This window comes from Saccharopolyspora shandongensis (assembly GCF_900106995.1).
Taxonomy (GTDB): domain Bacteria; phylum Actinomycetota; class Actinomycetes; order Mycobacteriales; family Pseudonocardiaceae; genus Saccharopolyspora; species Saccharopolyspora shandongensis.
On sequence record NZ_FNOK01000063.1, the window covers coordinates 15,439 to 30,872 of the forward strand.

General features: G+C 70.7%; 1 protein-coding gene. It reads left to right on the forward strand.

Annotation, left to right across the window (positions count from 1 at the left end):
• On the forward strand, positions 1 to 15,411 hold the full coding sequence (locus BLW84_RS48630) for an SDR family NAD(P)-dependent oxidoreductase (protein ID WP_425441816.1): 15,411 nt from the start codon (positions 1 to 3) through the stop codon (positions 15,409 to 15,411).
• The last annotated feature ends 23 nt before the right edge of the window (positions 15,412 to 15,434 follow it).

Consider the following 15,434-nt stretch of genomic DNA (forward strand, 5'->3'; position numbering starts at 1 on the left):
TTGCTGCGCATGACGACCGACGATCAGATGCGACACCTGCTCGCTCGGGTCACCGCTGAGCTGCACGACACGCGCAACCGGCTGCGCGCAGCGGAGGACGACGCGGCCGAGCCGATCGCGATCGTGGGCATGGCATGCCGCTTCCCCGGCAGCGTCACCACTTCGGACGAGCTCTGGGAGCTGGTTCGCACCGGCACCGACGCGATCTCGGAGTTCCCCGCCGATCGCGGCTGGGACCTGGACGAGCTGTACGACGCGGATGCGGACGCCGCCGGGAAGTCGTACGTCCGGCACGGCGGATTCCTCCGGGGCGCATCGGCTTTCGACGCCGCGTTCTTCGGGATCAGCCCGCGCGAGGCGACGGCGATGGACCCGCAGCAGCGGCTGCTGCTGGAGACCTCGTGGGAGGCCGTCGAGAACGCCGGGATCGCCCCCGGCGGTCTTCGCGGCAGCCGAACCGGGGTGTTCGCGGGAACGGTGCTGCCGGAGTACGGCCCGCCGCTGCGCGAGCCGCTGGAGGGGTTCGAGGGCTACTTCCTCACCGGCAAGGCGCTGAGCGTGGTGTCCGGCCGGGTCGCCTACTCGCTCGGGCTGGAAGGCCCGGCGGTCACCGTCGACACCGCCTGCTCCTCCTCCCTGGTCGCCATGCACCTCGCCTGCCAGTCGCTGCGATCCGGGGAATCGACGCTCGCCCTGGCGGGCGGAGTGACCGTCATGGCATCGCCCGGGATCTTCATCGAGTTCAGCCGACAGCGCGGGCTGGCGCCGGACGGCCGCTGCAAGGCGTTCTCCGCCGACGCCGACGGCACCGGCTGGGCCGAAGGCGCTGGGGTCGTGGTGCTGAAACGGCTCTCCGACGCCAAGCGCAACGGACATCACGTCTTGGCGCTCATTCGCGGCAGCGCAGTCAACCAGGACGGCGCCAGCAACGGCCTCACCGCACCCAACGGGCCATCGCAAGTGCGTGTCATCCAAGAAGCGCTCGCCAACGCTGGACTGACACCCGCCGACGTCGACGCCGTCGAAGCCCATGGGACCGGGACCTCGCTGGGCGACCCCATCGAGGCTCAGGCACTCCTGGCGACCTACGGCAAGCACCACACCGCTGAACGTCCGCTGTGGTTGGGATCGTTGAAGTCCAACATCGGCCACACCCAGGCCGCCGCAGGCGTTGCAGGCGTCATCAAGACGGTGCAGGCACTCAACCACGACGAACTGCCCGCAACATTGCACGCCGGCGAAGCCTCGCCTCATATTGACTGGAGCAGCGGCAGTCTTGCGCTGCTCACCGAACCCCAGCCCTGGCCGGAGACCGGCCGACCGCGACGCGCCGCCGTCTCCTCCTTCGGCGTCTCCGGCACCAACGCACACCTCATCCTCGAACAGGCGCCTCAAGGGGCCGCCGAACCGGCCGAGGGAACGGAGACCAAGGCTGGAGTGCTGCCGTGGTTGATCTCGGCGAGAACACCAGAGGCTCTTGAAGCACAGGCAGAACGCTTGCACGCCCATCTCCGCGGCCGGGACGGGTGGATGCCTGCCGAGGTCGCCCGGTCGCTGGCCACGACCCGCACCCACTTCCCGCACCGCGCCGCGATCATCGGCGCTGATCGGCAGGAATTGCTATCAGGGCTGGAAGCCATCGCCCGTGCCGAGACAAGCGCTGCGGTGACGCATGGCGCTTCGGCAAACAACCCGGGCATCGTCATGTTGTTGTCCGGGCAGGGCAGCCAGCGGCCCGGCATGGGACGTGGACTGTACGAGGCGTTCCCGGTGTTCGCACAGGCATGGGACGAAGCGTGTGCACACCTCGACCCACTGCTCGGACTGGACCGGCCGCTCACCGACATCGTCTTCCACGGGCAGCCCGCTGAGGTCGAGCAGACACTCGTCGCGCAGCCCGCGCTGTTCGTGCTCCAGGTGGCGTTGTTCCGGCTGCTGGAACAGCACGGTGTCGGCCCGGACTACCTCATCGGGCACTCCATCGGCGAACTCACCGCCGCCCACCTCGCCGGGGTGCTCACCTTGGCGGACACGGCCACCTTGTTGGCTGCACGGGCCAAGCTGATGCAGAACCTCCCCGCGCACGGCGTCATGGCCGGGATCAACGCGAGCGAGCAAGAACTCACCGAGGCACATCCCGAACTGCTCGATGCGCACAGCGGCGTTTCGATCGCCGCGGTCAACGGCCCGCAGTCCACAGTGGTCACCGGTGATCCAGATCCGGTGCAGGCCATCGCCGGTCACTGGCGGGACCAGGGCCGCACCGTCCGGAACCTCCACACCAGCAGAGCGTTCCACTCACCGCACTGCGAGCCACTGCTCGGCGAGCTGGAACGGACCGCCCGCGAGCTGACCTTCCACCCGCCGAAGATCCCGATCATCTCCACGGTCACCGGAACTCCCACCGACGACATCACGACCCCGGCCTACTGGGCCCGCCAGGTGCGCACGGCCGTCCGCTTCGCGCCCGCCCTCGCCTGGCTGCACCAAAACCGCAGCGTCACCCACCACCTCGAACTGGGGCCCGACGCCACCCTCACCACTCTCGCGCGCGCCACTCACGACACGCCCAGCCACGCCACGCTGAACCCCGGCACCGACGACACTCGCGCATACGTCACCGCCCTCGCCAACGCGCACACCACCGGCCTCAACCCCGACTGGGCCGCGCTCCTCCCGCGAAGCCGGGTTCTCGACCTGCCGACCTACGCGTTCCAGCACGAGAGGTACTGGCTCAACCCGCCGACGGCGGGGCGCCCCGAACAGCTCGGCATGACCACCACCGGCCATCCCCTGCTCACCGCGCGAATCACCACACCGCAGACCGGCGAAACCACCCTCACCGGGCGCGTCTCGCTCGACTCGCACCCCTGGCTCGCCGACCACGCCGTCCAGGGCAACGTCCTGCTCCCCGGCACCGCGTTCCTCGACATGACGTTGCACGCCGCCGCACAACTCGACTGCGCCGTCGAAGAACTCACCCTCCACACGCCGCTCGAACTCCCCGACCACGGACACGTCGCCCTCCACATGGCCATCAGCGCCGAGGACGACGGTCGGCGAACCGTCGCGCTCTACTCCCGTGCTCCCGGGACGGAAGAGGTCTGGACGCGCCACGCCACCGGCACGCTCGCCACCGCTCCCGAGGCCTCATCCACTGTGGACCTCGCTGCTTGGCCGCCGGCGGGTGCGGCGCCGGTCGACGTCAGCGACCTCTACGACCGCCTCGCCGACCACGGTTTCGGTTACGGCCCGGCCTTCCAAGGGCTCCACACCGCCTGGCAGCACGGCGACGACATCTACGCCGACGTCGCGCTCCCCGACGATCACGGCACCGGCGGCTGGGCGGTCCACCCCGCACTCCTCGACGCCGCGCAGCACGCCGGGCTGATCGGCGTCGATTCGCAGGATCGCCGAGCCCGCCTGGTCTTCTCGTGGTCGGGCGTGCGCATCCACGGCTCCGCGACGACCGGTCTTCGGGTCCACCTCCGGCATGCCGGGACCGACGCGTTCCAGCTCGACCTGGCCGACCACGATGGACTTCCGGTCGCCACCATCGAATCGCTCGCACTTCGGCGCGTGTCGAACGCGGTCCCGGAGGACAACGGCCTGCTGCGCCTGGACTGGGTTCCGCAGGCGTTCGACGACACCGACGCCCCGCAGTCGTGCTGGGCGCTGATCGACTCGGGCGTGGCGGCGCTGAGCGATGCCGTGGCATCCGGCGAACCGGCTCCGGACATCGCGGTGCTCGACGAGCGCGGCCTCGCCGCCGATGACGACGTCGCGCGGCGCGTCGGCGAGGTGTCGCAGCGGGTGGTGGCGGAGCTGCAGGCCTGGTTGGCGGCACCGCACCTCGCCGGAACTCGCCTGGTGCTGGTGACCCACGGGGCCGTGGCGGTGCAGCCGGGCGAGGTTCCGGACCTGGTCACCGGCCCGCTGTGGGGCCTGCTGCGGATAGCGCAGAACGAGCATCCCGACCGCTTCGTGCTCGTCGACACCGACTCCACCGGCGACGAGGAGCTGCGGCGGACCGTCGGTGCGGCTCTGAGCCACGGTGAGGCGCAGATCGCGCTGCGCGGCGATGCCGTGTTCGTGCCCCGGCTGGTCCGCGCCGACTCGCGGAACGAGCTGGTGGCCCCGGACTCGGTGTCGTGGCGACTGGACGTGTCGGAGCGCGGCAGCATCGACAATCTGCGCCTGGCGGAGTTCCCGGAGGCGCAGGAACCGCTTGCGGGCGGGCAGGTGCGGGTCGCGGTGCGGGCGGTCGGCGTGAACTTCCGCGACGTCCTCAACACCCTCGGCATGTACCCCGGGACTCCGCCGCTCGGCGTCGAAGGCGCCGGGGTGATCACCGAGGTCGCCGGCGACGTGCCCGGCATTCGGGTCGGCGACCGGGTGTGGGGCGTCCTGCCCGGCTCGATGGGTCCGCTGGCGGTCACCGACCACCGGCTGCTGGCGCCGGTGCCCGACGGGTGGAGCTTCGCCCAGGCCGCCGCAACTCCTGCGGTGTTCTTGACCGCCTACTACGCCCTGCACCACCTCACGACCGTCCAGCCCGGGCAGAAGGTCTTGGTGCACGCCGCCGCGGGCGGGGTCGGGATGGCCGCCGTCCAGCTCCTCCAGAACTGCGGCGCCGACATCTACGCGACCGCCCACCCCACCAAGTGGGCTCTCCTGCGCGAACTCGGCATTCCCGCGGATCACATCGCCTCGTCCCGCACGCCGGACTTCGCGGCGCAGTTCCCACCGGTCGACGTCGTCCTGAACTCGCTCACCGGGGAACTCCTCGACGCCTCGCTGGGCCTGCTCAACGAGGGCGGGCACTTCATCGAGCTCGGCAAGACCGACCTCCGCGACCCCGGCGAACATCCCGGGTCGCACTTCCACGCCTTCGACCTCTCCGAGATCGATCCCGCCCACATGCAGGGCATGCTGGCCGATCTCACCGGCCTCTTCGAACGCGGGCGGCTCACCGCGTTGCCGGTCACGGCGTGGGACATCCGGCAGGCCCCGGAGGCGTTCCGCTACCTCGCCAACGCACGTCACATCGGCAAGCTCGCGCTCACCGTTCCCGCGGTGCCCGATCCGCGGGGCACCATCCTGATCACCGGCGGCACCGGCGCGCTGGGCAGCGTTCTCGCCCGGCACCTCGCCGCGCAGCACCCCGACTGCCACCTCCTCCTGGCCAGTCGCCAGGGCCCTGCCTCCCCCAACGCCGACGCCCTACGCGACGAACTCGGATCCAGGGTCACCATCGCCACCTGCGACGTCACCGACCCGCACCGGCTCTCCGAACTGATCGACAGCATCCCCGCCGGACAACCGCTGACCGGCGTCGTCCACACCGCCGGCGTACTCCACGACGCACCGCTGCACGCCCTCACCTCGGAACAGCTCGCCGCAGTTGTGGAATCCAAAGTGGACTCCGCCTGGAACCTCCACCTCGCCACGCAGCACCACGACCTCGCCTTCTTCGCCCTCTACTCCTCAGCAGCCGGAATCTTCGGCAACCCCGGCCAGGCCAACTACGCCGCCGCCAACACCTTCCTCGACGCGCTCGCCCAATACCGCCACACCCACGGACTCACCGCCCAGTCCCTCGCCTGGGGCCCCTGGAACACCAGCGACGGCATGACCCGGCACCTCACGCATGCCGACCAGCAACGCATGGCGGGCATCGGCGCCCTGCCCTTCGATCCGGACGGCGGCGTGGCCGCTTTCGACGCGGCGTGCCGACGGCCAGCGCCGTTCCTCGTCCCGCTCCGCCTCGACACGTCGAGGCTTCGGGACGCCCCGCCGATTCTCGGCGATCTCAAGCCGAGGCAGACCGCCAAGCGGCGTTCGGGCGAAGCGAACCGGACCTTGGAACAGCTCCTCGACGGTCTCGACGACAACCAGCGCGAGCAAGCCCTCCTGCAGGTCGTCCGGCGCGAGGCCGCCGCCGTTCTCGGGCATTCCGGGGCCGATTCGATTCCGGCCGGCCGCGTGTTCCTGGACCTCGGGTTCGACTCGCTCACCTCGGTCGAACTGCGCAACCGGCTCGCCGCGGCGACCGGCCTGCGGCTGCCCACCACGCTGGCCTTCGACCACCCCACGCCCGAAGCACTCGCCGCCCACCTCCGCCAGCGGCTCCTCCCCCGAGCGCAGCAGATCACCGCCCCGGCCCGCGCCTCGGCGTCCGACGAGCCCATCGCCATCGTCGGCATGGCGTGCCGCCTGCCCGGCGGTGTCCATTCCCCGGACGAGCTGTGGCAGCTCCTCGCCGGCAACGCAGACGCCATCACCGGCTTCCCCACCAACCGCGGCTGGAACCTCGCCACCCTCTTCAGCTCCGACCCCGACAACCCGGGCACCAGTTACGCCCGGCGCGGCGGATTCCTGCACGAGGCCGACGAGTTCGACGCCGCGTTCTTCGGCATCAGCCCCCGGGAAGCCGCGACGATCGACCCGCAGCAACGGCTGCTGCTCGAAACGTCGTGGGAAGCGCTCGAACACGCGCGGATCAACCCGGCCTCGCTGCCAGGCAGCCGAACCGGGGTGTTCACGGGCGTGATCTACCAGGATTACGCGGGGCGGCTCGCCGGCCGGGTGCTCCCGGAGTTCGAGGGCTACCTCGGCAACGGGAGTGCGGGCAGCATCGCCTCGGGCCGGGTGTCCTACACCTTCGGTCTGGAAGGCCCGGCGGTCACCGTCGATACGGCATGCTCGTCGTCGCTGGTGGCGATGCACTTGGCGTGCCAGTCGCTGCGTTCCGGCGAATCCGCGCTCGCACTGGCCGGCGGTGCCAGCGTCATGGCCACGCCGACCCCGTTCATCGAGTTCAGCCGCCAGCGCGGGCTGGCGCCGGACGGCCGCTGCAAGGCGTTCTCCGCCGACGCCGACGGCACCGGCTGGGCCGAAGGCGCCGGGGTCGTGGTGCTGGAACGGCTCTCCGACGCGCGGCGCAACGGTCACCGCATCCTGGCCGTGATCCGGGGAAGTGCCGTCAACCAGGACGGCGCGAGCAACGGCCTGACCGCACCCAATGGTCCCTCGCAGGAACGCGTCATCCTGGAAGCGCTCGCCAACGCCGGACTCACGCCCGCCGATGTCGACGCCGTCGAAGCGCACGGCACCGGGACATCGCTGGGCGATCCCATCGAAGCCCAAGCACTGCTGGCCACTTACGGTCAGCACCACACTGGTGAACGGCCGCTGTGGTTGGGCTCGCTGAAGTCCAACATCGGCCACACCCAAGCGGCTGCCGGAGTCGCGGGCGTCATCAAGATGATCCAAGCCCTCCAGCACAACCAACTGCCCGCCACGCTGCACGCCGACGAACCCTCATCACACGTCGATTGGAGCAGCGGAGCGCTCGCACTGCTCACCAAGCCTCAGCCCTGGCCCGAAGGCGACCAGCCGCGCCGGGCCGCCGTGTCCTCCTTCGGCGTTTCCGGCACCAACGCGCACCTCATCCTCGAACAGGCACCACCGGCGGAGTCCACACAGGACAACTATCCCTCGGCAATCGTTCCGTGGGTGTTCTCAGCGAAGTCGCCGGAAGCCCTGACAGCGCAAGCAGAACGACTGCACGCCCAGCTCCGCGACCGGGATGACTGGTCGCCCGTCGAGGTGGCCTGGTCACTGGCCACCACCCGGGCCACCTTCCAGCACCGCGCCGCCGTTCTCGCAGATGACCGCCAGGAGTTCCTGGCCGGACTGGAAACCCTCGCCCGCAGCGGGGAAAGCCCGTTCGTGGCACGAGGTGTCGCAGCGGGCGATCCGAGCGTGGCGATGCTGTTGTCCGGGCAAGGCAGCCAGCGTCCGGGTATGGGCCGCGGCCTGCACGAGGCGTTCCCCGTCTTTGCTGCGGCCTGGGACGACGCGTGCGCGCATCTGGACCCGCTGCTCGGACTGGACCGGCCGCTCACCGACATCGTCTTCCACGGCCAAGACACCGAGGTCGAACAGACGCTCGTCGCACAACCCGCACTGTTCACACTGCAAGTCGCGCTGTTCCGGCTTTTGGAACACCACGGGATCAGGCCCGACTACCTCATCGGCCACTCCATCGGCGAACTCACCGCCGCCCACCTCGCCGGAGTGTTCACCCTCCCCGACGCCGCAACACTGCTGGCTGCACGAGCCCGCCTGATGCAAAGCCTCCCCGCACACGGCGTCATGACCAGCATCAACGCAAGCGAACAGGAACTCACCGAGACACATCCCGAACTCCTGGACCCACAGAGTGGCGTTTCCATCGCGGCGATCAACGGTCCCCAGTCCACAGTGGTCTCCGGCGACCCCGATCCCGTGCACGCCATCGCCGAGCACTGGCGAAACCAGGGACGCACCACCCGCGAACTGCACACCAGCCGCGCGTTCCACTCACCCCACTGCGAGCCCCTCCTCGACGAACTGGAACGCACCGCCGACCAGCTGACCTACCGCACGCCGAAGATCCCGATCATCTCCACCGTCACCGGAACCCCCACCGACGACATCACCACCCCGGCCTACTGGGCCCGACAAGTACGCCGGCCCGTCCGCTTCGCGCCCGCCCTCGCCTGGCTCCACCAGAACCACAACGTCACCCACCACCTGGAGCTCGGGCCCGACACCACCCTCACCACCCATGCCCTGACCAGCCACGACGAGACGCTCAGCCTCCCCACGCAGCAACCCGGCGTCGACGGCGCCGCCGGCTACCTCAGCGCCCTCACCCACGCCCACACCACCGGACTCTCGCCGAACTGGGCCGCGGTCCTCACCCCGGCCCGGACCGTCGACCTGCCCACCTACGCCTTCCAGCGCCAGTCCTTCTGGCTCGACCCGCCGGACGACCGCGCCGAGATCGGCTCCGACGCCGGTTTCTGGACCGCCGTGGAGGACAACGACCCGGGCGCGGTCGCGAAGGCCCTCGACATCGCCCCCGAGACCCCGCTGCACGACGTCGTGACCGCCTTGTCGGCATGGCGGCGGCGTCGGCGCGACGAGGTCACGTTGAGCTCGTGGCGCTACGAAGTCCAGTGGCACCCCGCACCACCCACCTCGGAGAATCCCCCTGTCCTGCGCGGGAATTGGCTGATCATCAGCGCGCACGACACGGACCGGGACGTGCTCGACACCGTCACGCGGGCCATGACCGGGGCCGAGGCGCACCCGATCCTGATCGACGATCAACCCTCCCGGAGCGAGTTGGCCGACCTCCTCCGAGACGAAGCCCCGACGGGTGTCGTCTCGCTGCTCGGCGCGGTCGCCGCCACGATCACGCTCGTCCAGGCGCTCGGCGACGCAGGCGTCACGGCCCCGTTGTGGTGCCTGACGCGCGGCGCGGTCGGCGTCGACGAACACGACGAGCCACCCAACCCCGAGCTCGCGGCGATGTGGGGCGTGGGCCGGGTGATCGCGCTCGAACACCCCGACCGCTGGGGCGGGCTGGTCGACCTGCCCCTGCGCCCCGACCGCCGCGCCGCCGCGTCCCTCGCCACGATCCTCTCCGACCGCGCGGAGGACCAGGTCGCCATCCGGCAGGCAGGCGCCCACGTCGCGCGGCTGGCCCGGGTGCCCGCATCTGCCGATTCCGCCTGGCAGCCCGACGAAGCCGTCCAGGTGACCGGGGCTTCGCCCGGCGTGGAGCGCCTGACCGGGCTGCTGAGCGAGCAGGGCATTGCCACGACCTCGGACTCCGGGCGCACGGTGGTCCACATCGTTCCCGGCGAAACGGCCACGGGGCTCTTGGCCACCACGGACGCGGCGGACGTCGAAGCGGAGCTGCGACGCTCGATCATCGAGCTCGCCCACCTCGATGAACTGCTGGTCAACGGGCGGATCGAAACGCTGGTCGTGCTCTCCGCCGTGACCGATGCCTGGGGCGCCGAGGGCTACGCGGCCGGGGCCGCGACCAGCGCCTGGGTCGACGCGCTGGTGCGTCGACGCAGGGCCGCTGGGCTGCGGGTGGTCTCGGTCGAGTGGGGCCCGTGGGACGGCTCGGACGACGTCGAGGCCGCGCGGCGGCGGGGTCTGCTCGGGATGTCCCCGGAGCTGGCCATCGCCTCGTTGCGGCAGGCCATCGGCAACGACGACCACGTCGTCGCCGTCGCGGACGTCGACTGGAACCGGTTCGTCGCGTCGAACGCGTCTCGCTGCTTCGCCGGCCTCGCCGATGCCGGTCACGACGTGGCCGCGAGCTCCGACGAGCCGCACTCCGCGCTGCGCGAGCGGATCACCGGCCTTCCCGAGAAGGAACGGCGCCGGGCCGTGGTGGAGCTGGTGCGCGGCGAGGTCGCCGCCGTGCTGGGGCACGCCGATCCGGCCGCGGTCCCGGCGAACCGGCCGCTGCAGGAACTCGGCTTCGAGTCGCTCACCGCGGTCCAGTTGCGCAACCGCCTCGCCAAGAGCACCGCGTTGCGGTTGTCGGCGACGCTGGCCTTCGACCACCCGACGCTCACGGCACTCGCCGACCACGTCCTCGGCCGGCTCACGCCCGAGGCGCCGGTCGCCGCACCCGCTACCGCTCAGGCGGCCGCGGGCGAGGACATCGCGATCGTGGGCATGGCGTGCCGGTTGCCCGGCGGCGTGGATTCGCCGGAGGGGTTGTGGGACCTGGTCGGCTCCCGGACCGACGCGATCACGCCGTTCCCGGCGAACCGCGGCTGGGACCTCGCCGGGATCTTCGACCCCGACCCGGACGCCGTCGGCAGGACCTACGTCCGCAGCGGCGGGTTCCTGCACGACGCGGCGGCGTTCGATCCGGAGTTCTTCAGCATCAGCCCGCGGGAAGCGCTGGCGATGGACCCGCAGCAGCGGCTGCTGCTGGAAACCTCCTGGGAAGCCCTGGAACGTGCGGGAATCGACCCGGCGACGCTGCGGAGCACACCGACCGGCGTCTTCGCGGGAACGAACGGCCAGGACTACGCGGCGGTGCTGCGGCGCAAGCCGACGCCGGGCGAGCTGGAGCCGTTCGTCGGCACCGGCACCACGGCCAGCGTCCTGTCTGGACGCATCGCGTACATCCTGGGGCTGGAGGGCCCGGCGGTGACCGTGGACACCGCCTGCTCGTCGTCGCTGGTGGCGATGCACCTGGCGTGCCAGTCGCTGCGCTCCGGCGAGTCGAGCCTGGCGCTCGCCGGAGGTGCCAGCATCATGGCCACGCCGGACGTGTTCATCGAGTTCAGCCGCCAGCGCGGGCTGGCGAAAGACGGGCGCTGCAAGGCGTTCTCCGCCGAGGCCGACGGAACCAGCTGGGCCGAGGGCGTCGGGGTGGTGGTGCTGGAGCGGCTCTCCGACGCCGAGCGCAACGGCCACCGCGTGCTCGCGGTGGTTCGCGGTAGCGCCGTCAACCAGGACGGCGCCAGCAACGGCTTGACCGCGCCCAACGGTCCGTCGCAGGAACGCGTCATCCTGCAAGCACTCGCCAACGCCGGACTCACCCCAGCCGATGTCGATGCCGTCGAAGCCCACGGCACCGGGACATCGCTGGGCGATCCGATCGAAGCCCAAGCCTTGCTGGCCACATACGGCCAGCACCACAGCGCCGAGAGACCCCTACTGCTGGGGTCGTTGAAGTCCAACATCGGCCACGCCCAGGCCGCCGCAGGCGTTGCAGGCGTCATCAAGACCGTGCAGGCACTCAACCACGAAGAACTGCCCGCAACATTGCACGCCGACGAACCCTCACCGCACATCGACTGGAGCAGCGGAACACTCACACTTCTCACCGAACCCCAGCCCTGGCCGGAGACCGGCCGACCGCGACGCGCCGCCGTCTCCTCCTTCGGCGTCTCCGGCACCAACGCACACCTCATCCTCGAACAGCCTTCCCAGGCCGTGGAGCGCACGGCGACCGCTGATCCTGGCGGCGGGCTCGCACCTTGGGTCATCTCCGCGAAGACTGCGGAAGCTCTTGAGGCACAGGCGGAACAGTTGCACTCCCGGCTGATGGAGGACCCGGGCTGGTCGCCCGTCGAGGTGGCGTGGTCGCTGGCCACCGCGCGGACCGCCTTCTCGCACCGCGCCGCTGTTGTCGGCGGTGATCGCGAGGAACTGTTGACGGGGTTGAAGAACCTGGCTCATCAAGGAGGAAGCACCGGCACGGCGAGGGGTATCGCGGTAGACGAGCCCGCTGTGGCCATGTTGCTGTCCGGGCAGGGCAGCCAGCGGCCCGGCATGGGACGCGGCTTGCACGAGACGTTCCCGGTGTTCGCTGCGGCCTGGGACGACGCGTGCGCACACCTCGACCCACTGCTCGGACTGGACCGGCCGCTCACCGACATCGTCTTCCACGGCCAAGACACCGAAGTCAAACAGACGCTCATCGCACAACCCGCACTGTTCACACTGCAAGTCGCGCTGTTCCGACTGCTCGAACACCACGGGATCAGGCCCGACTACCTCATCGGCCACTCCATCGGCGAACTCACCGCCGCCCACCTCGCCGGAGTACTCACCCTCCCCGACGCCGCAACACTGCTAGCCACCCGAGCCCGCCTGATGCAAACCCTCCCCGCACACGGCGCCATGACCAGCATCAACGCCAGCGAACAAGAACTCACCGAGACACATCCCGAACTACTCGACGCACACAGCGGCGTTTCCATCGCCGCCATCAACAGCCCACAGTCCACAGTGATCTCTGGTGAACCCGCCCCAGTGCAGGCGATCACGGACCACTGGCGGAACCAGGGCCGCACCGCCCGGAACCTTCACACCAGCAGAGCGTTCCACTCACCCCACTGCGAGCCACTGCTCGCCGAAATGGAACGGACCGCCCGCGAACTGACCTTCCACCAACCGAAGATCCCGATCATCTCCACCGTCACCGGAACACCCACCGACGACCTCACCACCCCTGCTTACTGGGCCCGCCAAATGCGCCAAGCCGTCCGCTTCGCGCCCGCCCTCACCTGGCTCCACCAACACCACGCCATCACCCACCACCTCGAACTAGGACCCGACGCCACACTCACCACGCTCGCCCGAACCGCCCACGACACACCGAGCCACGCCACCCTCGAACCCGGCACCGACGACACCACCGCCTACCTCACCGCCCTCACCCACGCCCACACCACCGGCCTCAGCCCCGACTGGGCCGCACTCCTCGCCCCTGCCCGAACTCTCGACCTGCCCACCTATCCCTTCCAGCGGCGCGACTTCTGGGCGTCACCGCAGCCATCGAGCCGCGCCGAGGATCTGGGCTTCGAGAGCACCGGCCATCCGCTGCTCAGCGCGCGCATCGACGTGCCGCAGACCGGCCAGGTGATCTTCACCGGCCAGACCGCGCAAGACGCGCCGCTGACGGGCACCGCCGCCCTCGACATGGCGCTGCACGCAGCCAGCCGGCTAGGGCACGTGCTCGACGAACTCACCATCCACAATGGATTTCGGCAGGGCCGCACCGTGCTGCAGCTGGTCGCCACGCCAGGCGACAACGACGACCTCGCCCTGACCCTCCACTCACGCTGCGGGGACGACGATTGGGCACTGCACGCATCCGGCCACCTGCGCAGCGCCACTCCGGAAGCAGCCGACATCGCTGCTGTCGATCTCCAGGACTTCTACGACGAGATCGCCGACGGCGAGGCCCACCGGGCCGGGACTCCAGGCTTGCAAGCCGCATGGCACCACGACGGCCCGACCGATGTGCAGCTCGACGTCGTGGATGAGACCGGCCTTCCGGTGGCGGCCGTGCGGCTCGACCTCAAGGCCCTCACCGCAGGCCCGGCCGACCCCGACCGCCTGTTCCGGCTCGCCTGGCGGCCCCTCGCCCAGCAGGCCGAAGCGGTGGATCTGGGCTGGATCGCGCCCGGGCAAGACCCGGTGCCCGACAACGACATCGTCGTGATCGACCAGCGCGATCACCCGGCTGCGGCCGACATCCCGGCGCTCGTGGGTCGGCGGACCCAGCGGCTCCTCGACCTCGTGCAAGCCTGGCTGGGCCAGGAATCGGGCTCGCGACTCGTGCTGCTCACCCGCAACGCGGTCACCGTCCACCCCGGCGAAGCACCGGACCTCGGCACCGCTTCGCTGTGGGGGCTGCTGCGCCCCGCGCAGACCGAGCATCCCGACCGGATCCTGCTGATGGACGTCGACGATCCGGATGCGGCACCCGAAACCATCGGCCGGGCCGTCGCAACCGCGCTGCACCACGGGGAACAGCAGGTCGCGATCCGGGACGGGGAGCTGTTCGCCCAGCGCCTGGCGCCAGCCGAGCCGGGCGACGGCGGTTCCGCTCGCGGGCTCGACCCGCGCGGCACCGTGCTCATCACCGGCGGCACCGGCGCGCTGGGCAGCCTGGTCGCCCGCCACCTCGCGGCGGCGCACCACGGGCCGCTGCTGCTGGTCAGCCGCCAGGGACCGGCAGCCTCCGGCGCCGAGCAGCTCCTCGCCGACCTGGTCGCACTCGGTGCCGATGCGGAGATCGCCGCCTGTGACCTCACCGATCCGGCGGCCCTGGCCGGGTTGCTCGAAAGCATTCCCGGTGAACACCCGCTGACCGGCGTCATCCACACCGCTGGCGTCCTGCGCGACGCCCCGGTGCACGCCCTCCGGCCCGACGACCTGACGGCGGTGCTGGCCCCCAAGGTCACGGCGGCGTGGAACCTGCACGAGGTCACCCGGCGGTACGAACCGGACGTGTTCGTCCTGTTCTCCTCCGCCGTGGCGATCTTCGGCAACCCGGGGCAGGCGAACTACGCCGCCGCGAACGCGTTCCTCGACGCCCTCGCCCAGCACCGGGGCGATCTCGGTTTGCCCGCGCACGCCCTGGCCTGGGGGCCGTGGCAGGTCTCCAGCGGCATGTCCACCGACCTGAGCGAGGTCAACCTGGCGAGGATGACGCAGGCCGGCATCGTGCCGCTGCAACCCGACGACGGCCTCCGGCTGTTCGACGAGGCCTGCCGGACGCCCAGCACGCACCTGCTCCCCCTGCACCTCGACGCGACGACCCTCCGCGCCTACGCCCGCGCGAACCCCGTGCCGCCGCTGCTGACCGAGTTCCTCCCGCCGCAGCGGGCACAACGCTCCGCGGCCGAGCCGCTGCACCGGCGGCTGGCCGGGATGCCGGAGACGCAGCAGTTGGAGGCGCTGCTGGAGCTGGTGCGGGATCAGGTGGCGGGCGTGCTCGGCCACACCGGCCGGGACGACGTGCCCGAGGAACGACCCTTCCTCGACCTCGGCTTCGACTCGCTGACCGCCGTCGAACTCCGCAACCGGATCACCGCAGCCACGGACCTGCCGCTGGCCACCACCCTCGTCTTCGACCACCCGACACCCGCCAAGGTCGCCGCCCTCCTGCACCGGAAGTTCTTCGGCGAGCCGACCGACATCCCGCCGCAGGGCGGCCGACCCGCCGCGGAGCCCGCGGCGGACATCGACGCCATGGACGTGGAAAGCCTGGTGCAGAAGGCATTCGAGAGTAGCGGGCGCTAGCCCCCGGGAACCAAGGGACCGAA